General features: G+C 39.4%; 21 protein-coding genes and 1 other RNA gene. 12 read left to right on the forward strand and 10 right to left on the reverse strand.

Translation table 11 applies throughout. The annotated features are described in order from the left end of the window. Positions 1-97 precede the first annotated feature (97 nt). A complete protein-coding gene (locus FNZ24_RS11710) occupies positions 98-937 on the forward strand; it encodes a Dam family site-specific DNA-(adenine-N6)-methyltransferase (protein ID WP_153914667.1) in 840 nt (279 codons plus the stop codon). 57 nt (positions 938-994) lie between these two features. On the opposite strand, the gene FNZ24_RS11715 is transcribed toward FNZ24_RS11710, so the two are convergent. Both FNZ24_RS11715 and FNZ24_RS11720 read right to left on the reverse strand, forming a co-directional pair. After that, positions 995-1,177, reverse strand: coding sequence for a DUF2970 domain-containing protein (locus FNZ24_RS11715; RefSeq protein WP_153914668.1), 183 nt, complete (start codon positions 1,175-1,177; stop codon positions 995-997). After that, the gene (locus tag FNZ24_RS11720; protein ID WP_228768462.1) at positions 1,177-1,545 is read right to left on the reverse strand and encodes a hypothetical protein; all 369 of its coding nucleotides are present in this window, start codon (positions 1,543-1,545) and stop codon (positions 1,177-1,179) included. Before FNZ24_RS11720 ends, FNZ24_RS11715 begins: the two co-directional genes overlap by 1 nt. A 307-nt stretch (positions 1,546-1,852) precedes the next feature. Here FNZ24_RS11720 and rpe point away from each other — a divergent pair, with 307 nt between their 5' ends. From rpe to trpS, 3 genes are read left to right on the forward strand one after another with little or no spacing between them, the layout of a single operon-like run. Next, positions 1,853-2,527 (forward strand): ribulose-phosphate 3-epimerase, encoded by a 675-nt coding sequence (rpe, locus tag FNZ24_RS11725; protein ID WP_153914669.1) that lies wholly within the window; start codon positions 1,853-1,855, stop codon positions 2,525-2,527. Between the two features lie 2 nt (positions 2,528-2,529). Then, positions 2,530-3,240 (forward strand): phosphoglycolate phosphatase, encoded by a 711-nt coding sequence (locus FNZ24_RS11730; protein WP_153914670.1) that lies wholly within the window; start codon positions 2,530-2,532, stop codon positions 3,238-3,240. Positions 3,241-3,274: 34 nt separating this feature from the next. Continuing rightward, positions 3,275-4,276 (forward strand): tryptophan--tRNA ligase, encoded by a 1,002-nt coding sequence (gene trpS, locus FNZ24_RS11735; protein WP_153914671.1) that lies wholly within the window; start codon positions 3,275-3,277, stop codon positions 4,274-4,276. Positions 4,277-4,330: 54 nt separating this feature from the next. Here trpS and FNZ24_RS11740 read toward each other — a convergent pair whose 3' ends face one another. Then, complete coding sequence (locus tag FNZ24_RS11740; RefSeq protein ID WP_153914672.1) at positions 4,331-5,239, reverse strand: LysR substrate-binding domain-containing protein; 909 nt, start codon at positions 5,237-5,239, stop codon at positions 4,331-4,333. Positions 5,240-5,402: 163 nt separating this feature from the next. Between FNZ24_RS11740 and FNZ24_RS11745 the strand changes: the two genes are divergently transcribed. Continuing rightward, complete coding sequence (locus FNZ24_RS11745) at positions 5,403-6,275, forward strand: DMT family transporter (RefSeq protein WP_153914673.1); 873 nt, start codon at positions 5,403-5,405, stop codon at positions 6,273-6,275. A gap of 102 nt (positions 6,276-6,377) precedes the next feature. Here the strand turns inward: FNZ24_RS11745 and FNZ24_RS11750 are convergent, their stop codons facing one another. The 4 genes from FNZ24_RS11750 to FNZ24_RS11765 all read right to left on the reverse strand — a co-directional run bounded on the left by FNZ24_RS11750 (position 6,378) and on the right by FNZ24_RS11765 (position 9,815). Continuing rightward, positions 6,378-6,950: a BON domain-containing protein gene (locus tag FNZ24_RS11750; protein ID WP_153914674.1), complete on the reverse strand. Its 573-nt coding sequence runs from the start codon at positions 6,948-6,950 to the stop codon at positions 6,378-6,380. Then, positions 6,947-7,540: a phosphoheptose isomerase gene (locus FNZ24_RS11755; RefSeq protein ID WP_102527688.1), complete on the reverse strand. Its 594-nt coding sequence runs from the start codon at positions 7,538-7,540 to the stop codon at positions 6,947-6,949. Before FNZ24_RS11755 ends, FNZ24_RS11750 begins: the two co-directional genes overlap by 4 nt. Positions 7,541-7,619: 79 nt before the next feature. Continuing rightward, positions 7,620-7,955, reverse strand: coding sequence for a YraN family protein (locus FNZ24_RS11760; protein ID WP_153914675.1), 336 nt, complete (start codon positions 7,953-7,955; stop codon positions 7,620-7,622). A gap of 36 nt (positions 7,956-7,991) precedes the next feature. Continuing rightward, the gene (locus FNZ24_RS11765) at positions 7,992-9,815 is read right to left on the reverse strand and encodes a penicillin-binding protein activator (RefSeq protein WP_153914676.1); all 1,824 of its coding nucleotides are present in this window, start codon (positions 9,813-9,815) and stop codon (positions 7,992-7,994) included. An 89-nt stretch (positions 9,816-9,904) separates the two neighbouring features. Here FNZ24_RS11765 and rsmI point away from each other — a divergent pair, with 89 nt between their 5' ends. From rsmI to FNZ24_RS11780, 3 genes are all read left to right on the forward strand, one after another. Beyond that, positions 9,905-10,747: a 16S rRNA (cytidine(1402)-2'-O)-methyltransferase gene (rsmI, locus tag FNZ24_RS11770; RefSeq protein ID WP_153914677.1), complete on the forward strand. Its 843-nt coding sequence runs from the start codon at positions 9,905-9,907 to the stop codon at positions 10,745-10,747. A 74-nt stretch (positions 10,748-10,821) separates the two neighbouring features. After that, an RNA gene (rnpB, locus tag FNZ24_RS11775) (RNase P RNA component class A) lies at positions 10,822-11,165 on the forward strand. A gap of 58 nt (positions 11,166-11,223) precedes the next feature. After that, positions 11,224-12,582: a site-specific integrase gene (locus tag FNZ24_RS11780; protein WP_153914678.1), complete on the forward strand. Its 1,359-nt coding sequence runs from the start codon at positions 11,224-11,226 to the stop codon at positions 12,580-12,582. Positions 12,583-12,661: 79 nt separating this feature from the next. Here FNZ24_RS11780 and FNZ24_RS11785 read toward each other — a convergent pair whose 3' ends face one another. After that, the gene (locus FNZ24_RS11785) at positions 12,662-13,327 is read right to left on the reverse strand and encodes a hypothetical protein (protein ID WP_153914679.1); all 666 of its coding nucleotides are present in this window, start codon (positions 13,325-13,327) and stop codon (positions 12,662-12,664) included. 327 nt (positions 13,328-13,654) lie between these two features. Between FNZ24_RS11785 and FNZ24_RS11790 the strand changes: the two genes are divergently transcribed. Continuing rightward, the gene (locus FNZ24_RS11790) at positions 13,655-14,221 is read left to right on the forward strand and encodes a recombinase family protein (RefSeq protein ID WP_153914680.1); all 567 of its coding nucleotides are present in this window, start codon (positions 13,655-13,657) and stop codon (positions 14,219-14,221) included. Between the two features lie 251 nt (positions 14,222-14,472). Here the strand turns inward: FNZ24_RS11790 and FNZ24_RS11795 are convergent, their stop codons facing one another. Both FNZ24_RS11795 and FNZ24_RS11800 read right to left on the reverse strand, forming a co-directional pair. Beyond that, a complete protein-coding gene (locus FNZ24_RS11795) occupies positions 14,473-14,922 on the reverse strand; it encodes a hypothetical protein (protein ID WP_153914681.1) in 450 nt (149 codons plus the stop codon). 1 nt (position 14,923) lies between these two features. Continuing rightward, complete coding sequence (locus FNZ24_RS11800) at positions 14,924-15,445, reverse strand: hypothetical protein (RefSeq protein ID WP_153914682.1); 522 nt, start codon at positions 15,443-15,445, stop codon at positions 14,924-14,926. 576 nt (positions 15,446-16,021) lie between these two features. Here FNZ24_RS11800 and FNZ24_RS11805 point away from each other — a divergent pair. From FNZ24_RS11805 to FNZ24_RS11815, 3 genes are all read left to right on the forward strand, one after another. After that, on the forward strand, positions 16,022-16,279 hold the full coding sequence (locus FNZ24_RS11805) for a hypothetical protein (RefSeq protein ID WP_153914683.1): 258 nt from the start codon (positions 16,022-16,024) through the stop codon (positions 16,277-16,279). Then, a complete protein-coding gene (locus FNZ24_RS11810; RefSeq protein WP_153914684.1) occupies positions 16,257-18,800 on the forward strand; it encodes a DEAD/DEAH box helicase in 2,544 nt (847 codons plus the stop codon). Before FNZ24_RS11805 ends, FNZ24_RS11810 begins: the two co-directional genes overlap by 23 nt. Before the next feature lie 352 nt (positions 18,801-19,152). Continuing rightward, positions 19,153-19,347: a hypothetical protein gene (locus FNZ24_RS11815; protein WP_153914685.1), complete on the forward strand. Its 195-nt coding sequence runs from the start codon at positions 19,153-19,155 to the stop codon at positions 19,345-19,347. Positions 19,348-19,410: the final 63 nt, after the last annotated feature.

Consider the following 19,410-nt stretch of genomic DNA (forward strand, 5'->3'; position numbering starts at 1 on the left):
CGCTTAAAAAGCTATTCGATTTGGTAATTCAAACAATGATTATTCTTATTAAAAAGAGTACAATCATCTGCTTTAATTTTGCTAGTAACTGGTATTCATGACTAAAAAGCATAGAGCCTTTCTTAAGTGGGCGGGTGGAAAATTTAAACTCGTTGACGAGCTAGCAAAGCATTTACCCCAAGGTAAAAGGTTAATAGAACCATTTGTAGGTGCTGGTTCAGTATTTTTAAATACTGACTATGACGAGTACCTGTTATGCGATATTAATCATGATTTAATCAATCTCTATAATATTGTTAAAAATCAACCTGACGCTTATATCGCTGCAGCTAAAGCGATGTTTGTTCCAGAAATGAATGATAAAGAACAATATTACCGAATTCGCACCGAATTCAATCAAACGAAAGATCCTTTCAAACGCTCGGTATATTTTCTTTATATGAACCGCCATGGGTTTAATGGCTTATGCCGCTATAACCGAAAAGGTGGCTTTAATGTGCCTTTTGGTTCATATAAAAAACCTTACTTTCCAGAAGAAGAGCTACGCTACTTTTCTATTAAAGCCCAAAAAGCGACATTTCATTGTGTAAGTTATGAACAAGCATTTGAGATGTCGAATACTGGTGACGTGATTTATTGTGATCCTCCTTATGCTCCGCTCTCAACAACAGCAAGCTTTACGACCTATGTAGGCCCAGGTTTTAGCTTAGACGATCAAGCTTTATTAGCGAGACAATCGCGCCATACTGCCCTTGAACGTGATATTCCTGTATTAATCAGTAATCATGATATTCCACTGACTCGTGAGCTTTATCGTGGGGCAAAATTAGCTTCAATTGCAGTGCAGCGCAATATTAGTCAGAAAGGCAGTTCGCGCAAGAAAGTAGACGAAATCATGGCGCTGTATGATCATCATTATCAAGAAGTGATCGATTAAATATCGGAATACTTTGATGAGTTTATGAAATTACTTAGAAAAGTTTTTTAGGGGCTGTCAACTTAATACTTGATTCACGATAAAGATCAAAGACAAAATCATTAATGCAGCTAACGCTATTCCCATAAATATAAATGGGAGAGGGGAACTGTTTTGGTTAAAGTCACGCTGGCGATTATCTTCAGTTTGCACTCCAAAAAAAGCAGCGACAGTACTGGTAAAAACACGCCAAATCGACATTAAATAGTGTTCGGGTTATTTGCAGGCATATCACTGATAGGTTTACTTTTTTCATTACCGTGCAGTAACTCTAGCAAATCTAAGAAATGAAACTGACTTGAGCGACTATTACCTGTAACCCAGCTACCCCAACTGACATCATCAGATTGAGTTGCACAACGATTGTTTGGATGGCTGCTCGGTAAGCTAGAGTTATAGGTGGCAGTATCAGTACAAGCACAGTTCTCTGCAAATAAATGCTCGCGGTTATCAGATGAAGCAAAATAAGCGACAAACATTAAGGCGCTTGCTGAGAAAATACTTAATACAGACTTTAACGTCACTTTACCTGACTGGTAAGTGTTCATTTTTCGCTGACTGCACATCATAAGGGCTATCCTTGTCTCATACTTTCAGAATGAATAAAAAACGTGTCCTAAATAACTCTTTACGATCCAACAAGATGTAAGGATCAGTAACTATAAATATAAAAAAGACACAGTGACGTAAGTCGCATTATAGCAAATTTGTCTAGTTAATGAACATCCATCATGTGTGATCTAGATCAATTTAATACTTACAGATTATTAATATTTACATTTATTGACGCTAACAAAGTTTTATTACCGTTTGTGACTAGAGCGTTTTCTCTGCAAAGGGTAAAATAATGCCACTTTAAACAGCTTCGAGAAGAATATGCGTCCATTTCTGATTGCTCCATCTATTTTATCTGCCGATTTCGCCCGCTTAGGTGATGATGTTCAAGCTGTACTAGATGCAGGGGCTGACGTTGTTCATTTTGACGTGATGGATAACCATTATGTACCTAATTTAACCATTGGTCCTATGGTGTGTCAGGCTTTGCGTGATTTTGGTATTACTGCTGACATCGATGTTCATCTAATGGTGAAGCCTGTTGATCGTATCATTCCAGATTTTGCTAAAGCAGGTGCTTCTATTATTACCTTCCATCCAGAAGCTTCTGAGCACCTAGATAGAAGCCTACAGTTAATTAAAGAATCAGGCTGTAAGGCAGGTTTAGTATTTAATCCAGGTACACCACTGCATTATCTTGATCATGTTATGGATAAACTGGATGTGATTTTATTGATGTCGGTTAACCCAGGGTTTGGTGGGCAATCATTTATCCCGTCTACTTTAGATAAATTGAAACAAGTGCGCGCTAAAATTGATGCGTGTGGTTTTGATATCCGTCTTGAAGTTGATGGTGGTGTTAAAGTAGATAATATTGCCGAAATCGCTGCAGCCGGTGCTGATATGTTTGTTGCTGGTTCTGCCATTTTTAATCAGCCAGATTATAAAACCGTGGTTGATGAAATGCGTGTAGAGCTTGCTAAAGTCGACGCTTAATCATGGCTGATTTTACTAAGGTTAAAGCCATTGCTTTTGACTTAGACGGCACGCTTATTGATAGCGTGCCAGACTTAGCTGCGGCCACTCAAGCGACATTGTCAGAACTTGGTTTAACGACATGTTCTGAAGATCAAGTCAGAAACTGGGTAGGTAATGGTGCTAAGGTGTTAATGCAGCGAGCTTTACAGCATGCTTATGGTGATGACAATAGTTTAAACCATGAAGTAACAGAAGCGACGCTCAATGCTGCAATGCCAGTATTTATGGAACATTACCAACAACACCTTCAAAAACATAGTCGGCTGTACACTGGGGTGTTAGATACTTTAGATGCATTAAAAGCATCAGGGTACACCTTAGCAATCGTGACAAATAAACCTCACCATTTCACAGTGCCACTATTGTCTGCATTTGAAATTGATGAACTGTTTAATCTGGTATTAGGTGGCGATTCACTCACTAAAATGAAACCTGATCCTATGCCGCTTCAGCATATTTTAACTGAATGGCAACTTGAACCCGAGCAATTATTAATGGTTGGTGATTCAAAAAATGACATATTTGCAGCTAAAGCGGCTGGAGTTGGCTCGATAGGCTTGACCTATGGGTACAACTACGGTGAAGATATTGGGCTAAGCGGTCCAACTGCGGTATGTGAACAATTTAATGAGATTTTAGCCTTACTAACTTCAGTTAACACTAACGGCTAAAACTAAAAGCTAAATCAATGGAGCAATAAAACAAATGACTGCAAAACCTATCGTGTTTAGTGGTGCTCAACCTTCAGGTGAGCTAAGTATCGGAAACTACATGGGCGCGCTTCGTCAGTGGGTTAATATGCAAGACAGCCACGATTGTATTTATTGTGTTGTTGATTTACATGCCATTACAGTGCGACAAGATCCTGTAAAGCTGCGTGCAGCTTGTTATGACACGCTAGCTATTTATCTAGCTTGTGGTATCGACCCAGACAAAAGCACTGTGTTTTTACAGTCTCAAGTGCCGCAACATACTCAATTAGGCTGGGCACTAAACTGTTACACCCAAATGGGTGAGCTTAACCGCATGACGCAGTTTAAAGATAAGTCGCAAAAGCACGCTAATAATATCAATGTGGGCCTATTTGATTATCCGGTATTAATGGCTGCAGATATCTTACTTTATCAAGCTAATGAAGTGCCTGTAGGCCAAGATCAGAAGCAACATTTAGAACTTTCTCGCGATATCGCGACTCGTTTTAATAATGCATACGGTGACACCTTTGTTGTACCTGAGCCGTTTATTCCAGAAACTGGTGCACGGGTCATGTCATTACAAGATCCAACCAAGAAAATGTCTAAGTCAGACGATAATCGTAATAATGTTATTGGCTTACTTGATGATCCTAAAGCGATTATGAAGAAAGTTAAAAAAGCGATGACTGATAGTGAAGAGCCACCAGTAGTGCGTTTTGACGTAGAAGAAAAGCCAGGTGTTTCTAACTTATTGAGCTTAATGTCTGGCTGTAATGGACAGTCAATCGAATCGATTGAAAAAGACTTTGAAGGCAAAATGTATGGTCATTTAAAAGTGGCAACAGGTGAAGCTGTTGTCGAGATGCTTGAGCCATTACAAGAGCGCTTCCATAAGTTCAGAGCTGATGAAGCGTACCTTGATTCTGTATTTAAAGCTGGTGCAGAAAAAGCCAAGGTTCGTGCAGAAGCCACAATCAAAAAAGTGTACGAAAAAATCGGCATGATTGTGTAGAGCCTATTAAAATAGAAAGCCGCAAAAGCCAGCATAATGCTGGCTTTTTTTGTTTTATAAACCCGACTGCGTCTGAGTCTTTAACCAATCAATAAAACAGGCTATGGCTGGCTCGCGTTTTCTGCGTTGTTTACAGCTAAAGTTGAAGTTAAAGCCCGTTAATAAATCGGGTAAATCGAGGGCAATTAATCGCCCTGAGCGTATGTCATCTTTCACCATGAAGTCAGAAGCGAGTGCAATACCTTGGTGAACAATTGCCGCTTCAATGGCGAGCAAGACATGGCTGAAAATGTGTTGTTGCTGCTCAACGGATGGAGTTAAATGGTTTACCTCGAACCAACGCTGCCAATCAATGCCTAATGCTCCTTCATCAACAGTGAGCAATACTGCACTCGCTAAGCAACTTTTTAACTCTTGGGTGGAATGAGCTGGGTTAATTAACCATTTAGCGATGTATTCAGGACTTGCTACTGCAATTAAGCGCTCTTTATGTAAAGTGAAGTGACTGTAACCTTTATGGTTTGATTGACCCGAAATAAACATGTCAGCGACGCTATCGCTTAACTGTGGGTCTTCGGCAATCATATCTATACGTAGGTCGATTTGTGGTTGAAGCTGACGGAATTCACTTAATCTAGGTATGAGCCATTTTACCGCAAATGAACTATAGACAGCTAAACGTAAATGTTGGTTTTCATCGCCAACTATTTGCCGACTGATGTCATCTAATTGATTGAATGATATCTCAGCTTGTTCAAATAGTAGCGCGCCCTTATCTGTTAATTCTAGCTGTCTAGTATTACGAATAAACAGCACTTCCCCATAGTACTCTTCAAGCTGCTTAATTTGATGTGATACTGCACTTTGAGTTATACAAAGCTCATCAGCCGCTTTCGAAAAGTGCTGCAAGCGAGCTGCTGACTCAAAAACTTGTAAAGACCGCAATGGAGGAAGCTTTCTCATTGTTGTACCACTCAAAAATAATAGAGATGAATAAATTATGGTCGATAATCATATTTATGAATTTAGCTCATGAATGGGTAAGAAACATCATTTCAGTTGCAGAAACTTGCTAGATATCATGATTTTCTTATTTAGGTTGTCTGTTAATTGAGTTTAGAAAGCCATGAAGCCACATGTCGTCGTTGCATTATTGATATTAGTATTAGGAAATATTTTCAGCGCCTTATACGACGTATCGATTAAGTGGCTACCCCACGATGCTGATGTGGTGACATTTTTACTTATACGCCAGCTAGGTTGCGTATTAATGCTGTTGCCTTTGTGGCTTATCGCTCGCAGACCAAACACCGCAGATTTTAAATTACAATTACTGCGCTCAAACATAGGTGTTGTGACTTCGATTACTCTAGTGATCGGGTTATTGTCATTACCATTAGCAACAGTGAGTTCCTTATTTTTCTCCGCGCCTATTATCATCATAGTATTAGGCCATTTCTGGCTTAAAGAACAAGTGAGAATGAGTCAGTGGCTGATCACTTTACTTGGGTTTGTGGGAATCATTATTTTACTTAGGCCGTCAGAAATGAGTTGGGCTGGGCTGGTGGTATTAATTGCCGCAGTGGCATTTTCTGTTAATCAGATTACCTTACGAAAATTACCCCAAACTGACTCACCTATCGTGACATTGCTGCTTTATAACCTGTTAAGTATTCCTGTGTTAGTTATCATTGGTGCCAGCATAGGTTTCGGTCAAATTTCTTGGTCACTGATTGGTTTGTCTATTGTCAGTAACATCTTTATTTTGGCTTATCATCTGTGCTGTATTTTTGCATACAAAAATGCCCAAGCCAGTGATATTGCAGTAGCAGAATACTCTGGACTACTGTTTTGTATCTTTTTCGGTTGGCTGTGGTTTGGTGAATGGTTAGATGCATTAAGCTGGGTTGGTGCTAGCTTAATTGTGCTACCCAGCTTAGTTATACCATTTGCAGTGAAATACTTTACGACTCGTTCAGCTAAAGCTTTAGTAAGCTAACGTTTGCTTGAACTAACAACAGCTAAAAAAAATTCATCGGACCAAGAGTGCGATGAATTTTTTGTGTTAGAAAGTGAGTGAGGTTTGCTACTTTTGAGTCATCTATTCAGGCTCAATATATTCAAAAACCTTTATTACCTTTCTCACCCCAGAAGTATTACGAGTCACTTCTACAGCTAGATCTGCTTGATCACGAGCGATTAAACCCAGTAAAAAGACTTCGCCATTCTCAGTCACTACTTTTACTCGTGTTACATCTAGTTTAGATTCGTTCAGCATACGGGTTTTCACCTTGGTAGTGATCCACGTATCGTTACTGCGTGTAGTAAATGATGTGGGGTTACCAATGCGAATTTGATTATGCAGTTTCCCGCCAATTTCTAATTCCTGAACGACTTTAACTGCCTTATCGCGCAGCATGGAATTAGGTGATTGACCAATCATTAAAACATTACTATTTAACACCACACCGGTAATATTGGTCTGGCTATGAATGTCTTTATGTTTTGATAATGCACTGGTGATTTCAAAGTCGGCATTTGTATCGCTGATTTGCGTAGACATGCTACGCTCATCATTTGCCATTTTTGCACCGCCAACAGCACCAACCATAACAACACCAGCACAGCCTTGAAGCAGAAACAGTATTGCTATGACAAGAACTGCTTTTATCATGCTTGCTCGTCCTGAGGGAACAGAGTACGGTCGATGTTGTCACATAGGCAGTGAATCACTAATAAGTGAACTTCCTGAATACGTGCAGTCACATTTGAAGGTACACGTACTTCAACGTCGCCTTCACTCATAAAGCCAGCCATAGCGCCGCCGTCTTTACCGGTTAACGCAACAATCGTCATATCACGACCTAATGCCGCTTCCATCGCTTTAATCACGTTACCAGAGTTACCACTGGTAGAAATAGCTAATAAAATATCGCCAGGTTGACCCAGCGCCATGATTTGCTTTGAGTAAATCTCATCGTAGCTGTAATCATTTGCGATAGCAGTGATGGTTGAAGTGTCACAGCTTAATGCGATTGCTGGTAAAGGTGGACGTTCAATTTCGTAACGGTTAAGTAATTCAGCAGAAAAATGCTGTGCATCGCCAGCACTACCACCATTACCACATGCAAGAATCTTATTACCGCTTAACAGGCATTGCACCATCATTTCAGCCGCTTTCTCAATCGACTCAGGTAATGCTTCAGCTGCGTCAATTTTAGTTTGAATTGACTCTGTGAAGCTGTCTTTAATACGTTCTAACATGGTTAAATCCTTACTCGGTAAAGTGTTGCTATCATGCATAAATCACTATCTTGGCAGCATTATAGCTAAAATTGTCTATTTAAAAACACCCTTGTAGCCATTGTATGTCTTGGCCGTTAATGGCAACAACATCAAAGCGGCATGGGGCATTGATTTTATGTGTTTGTAAATATTGCTCGGCAGCTTTTCTAATGCGAGATATTTGCGCTGCTGAGACGGCACTTAATGCACCGCCAAACTGGGTTGAAGAGCGATATTTCACCTCAACAAAGACCCAATACTGTTTATCTCGCATGATTAAATCTATTTCACCAAAACGGTAACGCTGATTCTGAGTCACAAACTGTAGACCTTGTTGTTCAAGGTAAGTTCGAGCCAATGATTCAGCGTGTTGGCCTTGATTGTTTTGGTTCATAACAAATGCTTCATATAGGGTGCTTATAAATGGCAGCTATAAAGGGCGAAGCTGGCCTCGCTGATATTTACCCCAGCTAAGTGTTCGTTCAATCACACCGTCTTTATCAACTGATAAAGCCCCACTGCGTCCGTTGAATTGGTAGCCAGGGAAAGCGCGCATTTGGGCTAAACGACTTACAAGTTCTAGTGAGTCATAGCCCATGATATATAAGCGCTTTTGGCCGTTATTCCAATTACTCCATAGTTTATTCACCATGGTTGTTTCAGTATTGGTGCCCATTAACCAAGGAATATCGCTGATCATTAGGTTATTGAGCTCTTGCGCTGATTGGGTTGAATTACCACTTAATCGACTGCGGCTGGTGGTATAAAGTGCAACAGGATCGGCAAACACACTAAAGTTAACGTCGAGGAATGGCTTAAGTAGTACCAAATCTTTAGCGGCAGAAATCATGTAAATGGCATCAATATCTCGGCGTGAGCGAAAATCAGCTTCAATATTGCTGCCAATGAGCTCTTTCATGCGGGAGATACGTGCTTGACTGTCTTTAACCCCGAGTGCTTCTTGTACTGTGAGTTTCATTTGATCGCCACCATCGTAGTAATGGATTTCGGCGTTTTCTTCTGTTAACTCAAACCATTTTTTATTAAAACTCTCAGCCATACGTTTACCCGTTGAGTCATTGCTGACGAGTAACAGAGGTAAAGTAATGCCATCGTTATACAGCTTTTGCGCAGCATCACTGGCTTCTTGCGCTGGTGATAACGCAAAATAGAACTGGTCGTTATTGGCTGTGAAGGTTTCAGTTTGATTCAAATACAGCTGTGGAACGCTCATTAAGCCTTGGTCGTTTAACGCCTGCATTTCTTCCACAGCGTTAGGTAACAAAGGTCCAATAACAAATTCAGCACCAGCGGCAATAGCATCTTGATAAGCTTGCTCAACACCTAGATTAGTATCGTAGAAGTTAAGCTCAATTTGGTCATCATAAGCGGCCATATAACTTGCAATAATACCTTGGCGAATAGGCTCAGCAACTGCAGCTCGTCGACCAGTAAGAGGTAAAAGCACGGCAATATTTTGCGGCTTATAAGGTTTTGCATTCAAGGCTTTTTCTAAATCAGAAGGTAGCTTCATCGCACCTGGATGATTTGGATTAGCTTGTTGCCATTCACCTAAGTAACGCACTAATTGAGAAGGGTCTACAGCATAATGTTTCGCAATATAAGCTAGCTGTAACCAACCAGAAAAAGTGGGATTGCTGCTATCGCCCATAAAGTTTTTAATCGTTTCTTCATGTAGAGGTTGCAGTGCACGCCAAATATTATCGTTGACCTCAAAAGCTTGCTCTTTTGGTAAATATAAACTTAACGAGCTTAACTGGCGTAATTCATCGATTGGCTGCTTTGTTTGATTAAATAAGCGCGCTTTATATTGATGATAAGTCACTCGCTGCCAATCGGGGAGGTTCCACTGTTGTGGATAATTCAAAATAGCGAGTGCGTCAGCCTCTGAGCGAGTTTGCTCAGTGACTCTTGCAGAAAGGTATAACCACTCAGCTTGTAAGCTAGGATCAGGCTGTAATTTTGGCTTCATTGAGGTCAATAAAGAATCAGCAGCGCTAAGATTACCTTCATTCACATAGGCATGGGCAGCTAATAGCAAATATCTATCACGCTCTTGTGGCTGCTCACTGTTACTTGCTGCCGATAAATAGACATTAGCCGTTTGAGTAACGCTGGCTAACGAACTATCAATAGCTTGTTTGTTATCAGTGGTTTGGGTTGCACAACCAAATAGTACAGTAGACAAAATGGCTGCGAAAACAAATTTTGTTGTAATCAGTCTTTTTAACACAGGGCTTCACTCTGGTAAGATGCTGTCTCTAGTTTAACCTGCTCTTTCACTTGGCGAAAGTCCAGATGGTATTCAATACAGAGGTAGTTATGGACCTATCGGTCGCACTTTATATCGTTCCCACCCCAATTGGTAACTTAGGGGATATCAGCAGCCGTGCAATAGAGGTACTTAATAACGTTAAACTAATTGCCTGCGAAGACACTCGCCACAGTGGCAAATTATTAAGCCATTTTGGTATCGAGACCCGCAAAACTGCGCTGCATGATCATAATGAACGTGACAGAGCCCAGTGGATTATTCAAAAATTAAGTAACGGTGAAGCGGTCGCATTGATTTCAGATGCAGGCACACCATTAATTTCAGATCCTGGATATCACTTAGTCAAACAAGTGCGTGAAGCGGGTTATAACGTAGTGCCATTGCCAGGTCCTTGTGCAGCTATCACAGCGTTAAGCGCATCTGGCTTACCATCAGATAGATTTTCTTTTGAAGGTTTCTTACCGTCGAAAGAAAAAGGACGTTTAGATAAACTTGCAGCGCTAAAAGAAGATCCGCGCACGCTGATTTTTTACGAATCACCGCATCGTATTGTCCATAGCCTTGAATCCATTGTGAAAGCATTAGGTGACGATCGTGAAATCGTTATGGCCCGTGAAGTCACTAAAACCTTTGAAACCTTTTTATCAGGTTCTGTGGCAGAGGTATTACAAACTGTAAAAGATGACCCAAATCAGCAAAAAGGTGAAATTGTCATCATGATCCATGGGCATCGCATTGACACTGAATCAGAAATTCCAACCGTTGTGATTAATACTCTAAAGCTGTTATGCCAAGACTTACCGTTGAAAAAGGCTTCGGCGTTAGCGGGTGAAATATACGGGCTTAAAAAGAATGCACTTTATAAATATGGTTTAGAAATCGGACTGTAATTAAATTGCGAATGGTTTAGCCCAAAGCTATTTTTTAGATGGTGTGTTGGAGTCGCTTACGCTATAATCCGCGCCGAGTTGGCCAGACAGTTGCTGCGTTCGCAAGAACGGGGAGGAAAGTCCGGGCTTCAAAGAGCAGGATACCAGGTAACGCCTGGGCGGTGTAAACCGACGACAAGTGCAGCAGAGAGAAGACCGCCAACTTCGGTTGGTAAGGGTGAAAGGGTGCGGTAAGAGCGCACCGGGCCACTGGTAACAGTTGGTTGCAAGGTAAACTCTATCCGAAGCAAGACCAAATAGGGTCCCGTATGGCGCTGCTCGCGTTGGGACCGGGTAGGTCGCTTGAGCCTGTGAGCAATTGCAGGCCTAGATGAATAACTGTCCACGACAGGACCCGGCTTATCGGCCAACTCACCTACAATTTTTGCGAAAGCAAAACAATGACTTAGTGGCACCTCAACCTTGGGGTGCCATTAATGTTACACAAACTGATACACAAGCAAACCAGTCAAGTATTACGCCCATTACCTCTATATCTAGAGTTAAGAAGTCGAATTTATTACTTTCGATATCGCTTACCTGCAAGTATTTCTCTTCTAGTAAATCAAAACGAAATTCGTTTTAGCCTTCATACTGATAGCTTAAATGAAGCATACTCTCGTTTGCACAGCTTTCTCCCGCTCATCCAATCAATTAAGCGTTACAGCTTCCATAAAGACTTAGCCGCCGTTGAGCAATCTCAAGTAAAAAATCTGATAAAACAGCTTCTAAATTCTAGGTTTCAACAACTCTTAGAGAATGCCCCTCTAACGCTACCAACAACAGTTGAGGTAAAGCCTGATAGCTCTGGGCAATTATTCTCTAATATTCATGACCAAATGATTGAGTATAAAAAATCAAAAGGCCTGACAGCCAAAATGTGCGAAGCCTATCTCAGGTACAAAAAACTATTCTTACTTATCTCAGGTGACAAGCCTGTTTCTCAGTTAACTACCCGCCACTTAAAAGACTATTTGGTGCGAGTGGCTGATTTACCCAGGAAAAACATCAAGCCATATAGTGCAATGTCATGGGAGGAGGTTGTAAGTTTAGATGTTGTTCCTGATAGGGATAAAGTAGCGGAAAAGACTGCTAAAGAGCACTTGAAATGGCTACAGGGCTTATATGTTTTTATGAATTTTCAACTTGATATGAAGTTGGAAAATCCCACCAAAGCAATAAAAATAAAATCTAAAGCTATCCGGTATGGTTCATTTGAAGACCACGAGGTAAATAAAATTTTTCAAAATGCTAAAGGGAAGGACTGGCAATATTGGCTTCCACGGTTAGCATTTTATACGGGAGCTAGAAGGGGAGAATTGGTTAGTTTGCAAAGGAAAAACATTAAATTCCACTCTGATTTAGGTCGTTATTATATACAGATTACAAGTGAAGATAATAAAAGCTTAAAGACAGATAATGCTCTCAGGCTGGTTCCTCTAAGTCATAAGATTATTGATTTAGGCTTTATTGATTTTGTTTCAAAAATAGACAAGGAGGACGAATTTGTTTTTGGAAGCCCAAAGTTAGTTACAAAGAAAATCACTTATTGGTTTAATCATAGATTACTCAATGAATCGGGCGTTAGAATAATTGACGACATGAACCAAAAACGTGTGTTTCACTCAACTCGTCATACATTTATAACGAAAGCACTTCAAAAAAATGTACAGCCCCAACTAGTGCAAGAAATAGTTGGTCACGATAAATCTCAGGGGCTTGGTATCACAGCTAGATATACTCATAGGTTCCCATTGAAAGAGTTGATTAAAGTGATTGATATAATTACCTATTAGTGACTATAAGTTGCACTCCACCAGCATGCTGGTGGACAGAGAAACACCTATGTACTTAGTCGAGTCAAGCTAATGCAAATTAACCTAATAAATTCATTCCGAGCTGAAATACACCATAAACGAAGGCAGATATGCAAAATAATACGACTGAAACCAAGAATATCTTTTTTATAATTTTCGCTTGTTTTTCTTCTTGTAGTTTTAGCTTAGCTTTTACTTTCTCGTCTATCATTAATTTTTCTTGTTGAAGCTTTTCTTTTTCCGCTATTTCATTTTTGAGTTCTAATGAATGCTTTTCTGCTTCTGCTTTAATATCAATAATTATTTTATTTAAGTTAGATTCAGTTAAATAATCTTCGCCTAGGGTTTCATATAATTTTTTTAGCTTTAATAGCGAGTTATCTAGTTCTGTACCAGATAAATTACTATTTAGAAAGCTAACCGCATTTGAAACTTGTTCAATGTAAGTTTGAGCTTGCTCCCATTTCTCTTGAGACTCACGAATAGAAGCTTCTGGATTATTATTGTCGCTGTTAAGTCCTAATGATGCCTCTTGATTTTTTAATATGGACTCTTGGAACGTTTTATCTACATTGCTTTGAGAGGCTACACAAATCAGTAATCCGATTAACGGGCTGAATATAAGGGATGCAAGAAATGATGCGAAAAAACCAATTTTTCGTGTACTACCAATCATACCAACGATGACACTTAAAACTATCCATATCATTATTGTTGAGAACATAAAAAACCTTATTTAATTAATTGTTACATAACCTTATACCTTTAAATTTTGCTTTTAACAAAGAAAACCATAAAAATATTAATGCTTTATCTTAAAGCTGGCGCCTTTGGCTAGATGTGTGAATTAGTTTTTGCCATGTGTAGGGGGGAAGAGAGGCTTTTTAATATATTCAATGTCTTCTATCCCCCCCCTCTTTAAAGATGTAACCTTAACTACAGTTTTGATTACATGAAATTGTTACTCCGTTATTCTTCAGAATTGATTTGATTTCGTGTAATCTTTATCGTAACCTTAGAGGCGTAATCTAAGCCGAAGGATAAAGAATACATGTTGATTGCATACGCTCGATGTTCAACGCAAAACCAAAACCTAGATGCTCAACTTGAGCAGTTAAAGCATTGCGATAAAATTTTTAAAGAAAAATTGAGCGGAGGGAAAAGCGACCGTCCAGAATTACAGCGTGCAATTGATTATTTGAGAGAGGGCGATAGCCTTGTTATAACCAAGCTAGACCGATTAGCTCGGTCATTGACTGACCTGCATAAATTGGTAGCCATTATTGAAGAGAAAGGTGCAACTCTCAATGTACTGAATCAGGCTATAGATACCTCAACAAGCAGCGGAAAGTTGATGTTCAGTATGCTCGGTGCCTTTGCTGAGTTTGAAAAAGACCTTATCAATGAGCGAGTCCAAGAAGGATTAGATAGGGCCAAAGCTAATGGTGTTAAATTTGGTAAGCCACGCCGTATACAGGATAAAGATCGTAAACGTATAGTTGAACTTGTAGATGATGAGCTGAGTAGCCTAACTAAACAAGAAATAGCGGATATGATGGGCTGTTCTAGAAATCAGGTTTACAAAATTTATCGAGAAGAAAAAGCTTTGGTAAAATGAACTAAGAGTGAGCCCTCATGATGAGGGCTTTTAATTAGCTTCTTGGAAGGCTGCGGAAGTGTTTGCAAACCATCTCCCAGTGATTAAACCGCCAGCGCCAGTAGCGTCTTACCAATACTATTTTGGGCCTATTATATCGGTTGCTCATAAGTTACTCCTTGATTGTATCGGGGTAGCCTAAGCCTGAAATAGATTCTATACTGTCAGCTCTCACACGTAGGAATAGAATCTTTTCCAGATTTAAACTTCTACTAAGAATAAGGTGGTTGAGGGTATTCTTGACCATCTTCTTCTATTTTGGGTTTTGCTGGCCTATCTCCTGTGTTTCTTTTATAAGTCGTTTCACGGCTAGTTTTTGCCTTCTTAAGACTCGCGACAAGTCTCTCTTTAGCTTCAAGAATCATATCGTCAGCACCACTCACTCTTTCTAGCACCTCAGCCTTCGATAAAGCACCATTTTTTATTTGAACAACAGTCTTGTTGTTTTGTAGCTTTAGCAAAGTTAAACCTTGTAAGCGAACTGAAACGTCAATCACATCTTTGATTTTTGACTCTTTAAAGATGACTTGAAGATTGCTTTTACAGTCTTCTAAAGTCCACTCCGACGGGCTTTTCTGCTCGTTAGTTACGGCAACATCATCAAACAAGTTCATAGGGTTAAAGGCCGTGCTAGTATTGCTATCGTTGTTTAAGTTATTCATGCTATTTTTCCTCGTTGTTTAAAATTCTATTTACAGAACGTCTAGATATTTGGGTTGTTTGGGCTATATCGCTAATGCTCATGTTCGTGTTTTTCTTATAGTTTTTCACATCACCTTTTACCTCTTCGGTTATTGGCTTTCGTCCTTGAGGTTTGTTGCTTAAATCCTTTCCCTTCATGATTTTTGCACTAATGACATAGTGTTCAAAATCCTTCAAAGCTTTAAAACGGCCTGATAAGTTAGCATTCATATCTAAAACGGTTAGCTTCGCTCCTTTGCTCTCTACTTGCTCGATTAGAGCTATCAACTTGTTTGTATCTTGCGCTAAAAACCTCAAGCTACAGATAACAAATTCATCACCATTATTCAGTGCGTTGATACATGGTAATAGGGTCATTTTCTCACCAAACCCAGTCGCTTTCTCAATGATTACTTTGTCGCAATCCTTAAGTAAAAGTTCTTGATTGAGCTTTACGTCACCTCTCTTGCTATACGGTGATATTCCTTGGTATCCGATTTTCATTTTATCTACTCGTGGTGCTGTTCAATTTGTGGAGCCATTAAATCAACCTAAGGGGCTGTTGATCAAAAACATTTTTTTTGGATGTGCTCATCTGAAGCGGTTTGTATGAGCTAAAAACGCACTGTAATCAGTGTATGCAAATTTTTTAATGGTAGCGTGCTAAAACATATGCTTTAGCGCATCAGTATGGCGAAGAATGCTTAAAGTATCTATAAACCCACGGCAAAGTTACGACGCTGGTTGGAAAGAGCTTTCGGTATTGCTTAGAGAGTGATACGAAAATCATTAGCATGGATGTTGGTGGTTGCTCCGCTCTGTGCGGATGGGCCTTCGGGCTAAGTTGTGGCAATAGAGTTAAGAAGGGGGAGAGTAATCAATGAGTAATTTTATCGACACGACTTTTGTATTTACTTAAAAAGAATATTCATTTGTGTTTTTCAAGGTTTCAACTGGCTGATTCATCGACAGCACTTTTTGATATAAAACTTGACGATATATTAACTTAATCAATACGCTACGCAGGCGAGATTAATAATATTTGCTTGCAAAATCAGTGAGTTAGGGTATAATAATTGTATGAAAACAAAAGACCTAGAAGATGTTCTGATTTTAGCTACAGATGGCATTAGGGTGATTCCCCCTAGAAGTCTGTTAGTAGAATCTGGCCTGTTAGACTCAGAGGCAAGAACATTTAGCAAATACCTAAAAAACAAAGGATACGTCAAGCTTTCAGCTCTTAGAGCAAAGCTTTTAGAAGCAGCAGAGATAGAGTTCGAGGCCATGAAGCTCTCTATTTCCATTAACCTAGAAGATGCAATTTCAAGTAGCACCTAACGTCTTTGAAAAGACGTCTTACACGACCAAATCTGTTACAAACCTGATTGAAGATATCAAATGCCTAAAGATACCTAATCAAGGAGTGACATACGAAGATCTTGTTATAAACTATGGATCGCAATTCTGCGATTTAACTAAGCAAATCAAACAATATAACCCTTACCTTTTTCCATATTCTGTAAAAGACCAAAATGAAAAGTTAGTTGCAGATAATATAGATAAATTGCAGTTTTTGGTCCTCGACATTGATGATTCTTGCACTATAGAGCAGTTCATTAAATGCAATACAGACTACAAATATTACTTGCACACTACCACTACTCATCGTGTCGCAGGTGTTGATAAATTTAGAGTCATTTTCCCTATAACTGAACCTATGGATATAGCAGATGCTATAAGCCGCAAAGCTGCAATACAGGACTACTTTAGCTTTGGAGGGGATACATACTTAGATACTAGCTTCTTGATTAAGGGGCGAGGGTTCGTAGTTCCAGTGGAGCTCGACCATTATTTTGAGTATGAAACGCAAACCTCGAATATTTTGGATTTATCGTCATTTGCTAAAGGCGCTAGTTCCGTCAAGCCTACAGGTAAAAAAGTAGATGCGATAGAAGGAATGGACAACTCTCCTGAAGTAATTAAGCTTGCTCAAGTTTATATGGACGCATGTGAAAATTCGGTAATAACAGTCAATAATCGAAAATGCTCTAGAAATGATGCTTTCTTTTTTCTTCATGCTGAAATCGCAAAGCACAGGGTTAGTGAAGAGTTTCAAATTGCTTTAGCCCATAAGATGAATTGGGATCAAAAGAGGAATACAGTCCAGAAGACAGTAGATGAGGCGAGAAAATATTGTAGAAGTATTGATATATCTGCGCTCAAAAAGAAATCCACAAACTATAAAGTTGAAACTAAAAAAGTAACCTACCTGCAAGCAGATGATGTGCAAATTAAGGACGGTAAGAAGCACCTGTTAACAGCGACTACAGGCACAGGGAAAACCACTCTTGTACTAGATAAAATGGATAGAAAAGTGATTTTTGCCGCTCCACTAAATTCAATTGTTGAGCAACAATCCCATAATCGAACATGTGTAACTTTAACTGGATGTAGTGGTGTTTTACCTTCAGGCGATAAAATCATATGTAGCTACAACGCACTTATAGCCCTACTAGACAAGAATGACTTAAGTGATTACTTGATTGTGTTAGATGAATTTCATCGAGTTCTATCTGATGGTTTTAGATTGGATGTAATGTCAGGTCTAATTGAAAGGCTCAAAGCAAAATCATATACCGTCCTTTGTATGTCAGGAACTTTTGACCCCACTCACTTGGATTGTTTCAAATTCGATTATCACTTCGATTTCAAAGCCGATAGGCCGACAAGAGAAATAACTGTACTTGAGACCACTGGCACTTTAGATAATGCACTGGTTCGATTTCTGAAAAACCTTAATCCTTTAAGTAACAACTTAGTGCTATTTGATGATAAGAAAAAGGCTTTAGCCATAGAGAAGGTGCTGAGTAACATTGAGGTTATTAGCTCTGATTCAAAAGAGGATGATTGTCATAAGCAAATCTTAGCATTGGGCGAGATAAAGGGGACTGTCATAACAACTCAAGTATTGTTGGAGGGTATTAATTTAAAGGGGATTGATAACATCATTATTGTGGCTAGTAAATATTGGTCAGAAGAGCAAATTGTTCAGTTTTATGAACGGGATAGAGACCGAAGTGCGAAGTGCTATTTAGTGAAAAAGCCAACAAAAGACATCGAAAGCTACATCCCTGATGCTTATAAGGAAAAAGAGTATCAAAACCAGTTCTATAACGAAGTTAATAATCTGGGAGTCGATAAGCTAAAACTGCTTGGGGCTAGGGATATGGAGAAGCTCATTCGTATAGAGGGAAGTCAAATCTATATGAACTTGCTATATCCATATCATAAGCAAAAGTCTGCAATGGACGTAGCTAACTTTAGGAAGGGGTTAACGTTTGAAAAGTATGATTATAGCTTAACCACAGATGTTGAAAGTATCTCCTCGTCAACTGTAGCTGCACTCGACAAGGTAAAAAACTTGAGCAAGGAAGTTAAAAGCCAAAGCTACGCACAAGCCGTTGAGAAGGCATTAAATCGAGAGCGATATGATGAGGACCATGATTCAGTATTCAATATGGTGACGTTGTTACTTGATAACGGCTTCGATAAAGAAGAAGTTCGAGAAATAGCTCTTAAAAGAAAAGAGCTAGGTATATACAAAGATAGGCTCTTATTCGCTGACCTGACATTAGAGAGGGCAATATATAAGCAGTTTGTCGTTGGCGAGTATTACACTGCAATAGATGCTAAAGCCATCATCACAAAAACGGTGACTAATAGCCCTCAAGTCACAGTTAGAGTGAACCCGAATCATTACCTGAAAATTTTGAATAGATACTTTCATATCAAACGTAAACCAACAAAAAAAGGAGTCGTAATTGTCTCAAAAAGAGAGGTGAATAATGTTCAATTATGAGCTTGATAAGCTCCCTAGTTTCTATGGGAGGTAAGTATTTGGGGGAGCATGAGTACAGAACAAAAATGGAACTACTGAATTTTTTGAACTTGCTCTGGGTTCTTGACCAAAAACGCTTCTCTCGAACTGCATTGATGAGGGACCTAGGCGTCCCTTACTCAATCGCTAGATGCTTTTCTGAGGGCAAGGGGGTCAACCCATATCACTGTTATAAATCGATACATGATGAGCCTGAAAAGGCTCAAGCCATTAGAGAACTAGTGATAAACATTAACCAAGCAAGAAAAGTGGATAAATTACTCGATAAGCCAGTTGTTGAAGGTGATTTTTTCAAAGATAAGAGGAGAAAAAGATGAAAAGAAGAATGAAGGATTTCATTTACTACATGAGTATAGGCAGTAAGCCAGAATGGATAGTTAAACAAATGGAATTAACCGAAGGTGAAGCTATAGATTTAACAGTAAAAGTTAAATCATTTATGGATAGCTTGCAGTTAGAGGCTGCTAGGCGTGAACGATTTCAGCGATTTTATCAGGCGGAGTTGTAATTGTTCACCTAAAAGCACATTAAAACTAGTTTTAACCCGTTTGTTCAGCTCCTCCTAGTGGGA

Origin of the sequence: Shewanella sp. TC10 (assembly GCF_009663145.1) — a bacterium.
In the GTDB taxonomy this organism is placed as follows: Bacteria; Pseudomonadota; Gammaproteobacteria; order Enterobacterales; family Shewanellaceae; genus Shewanella.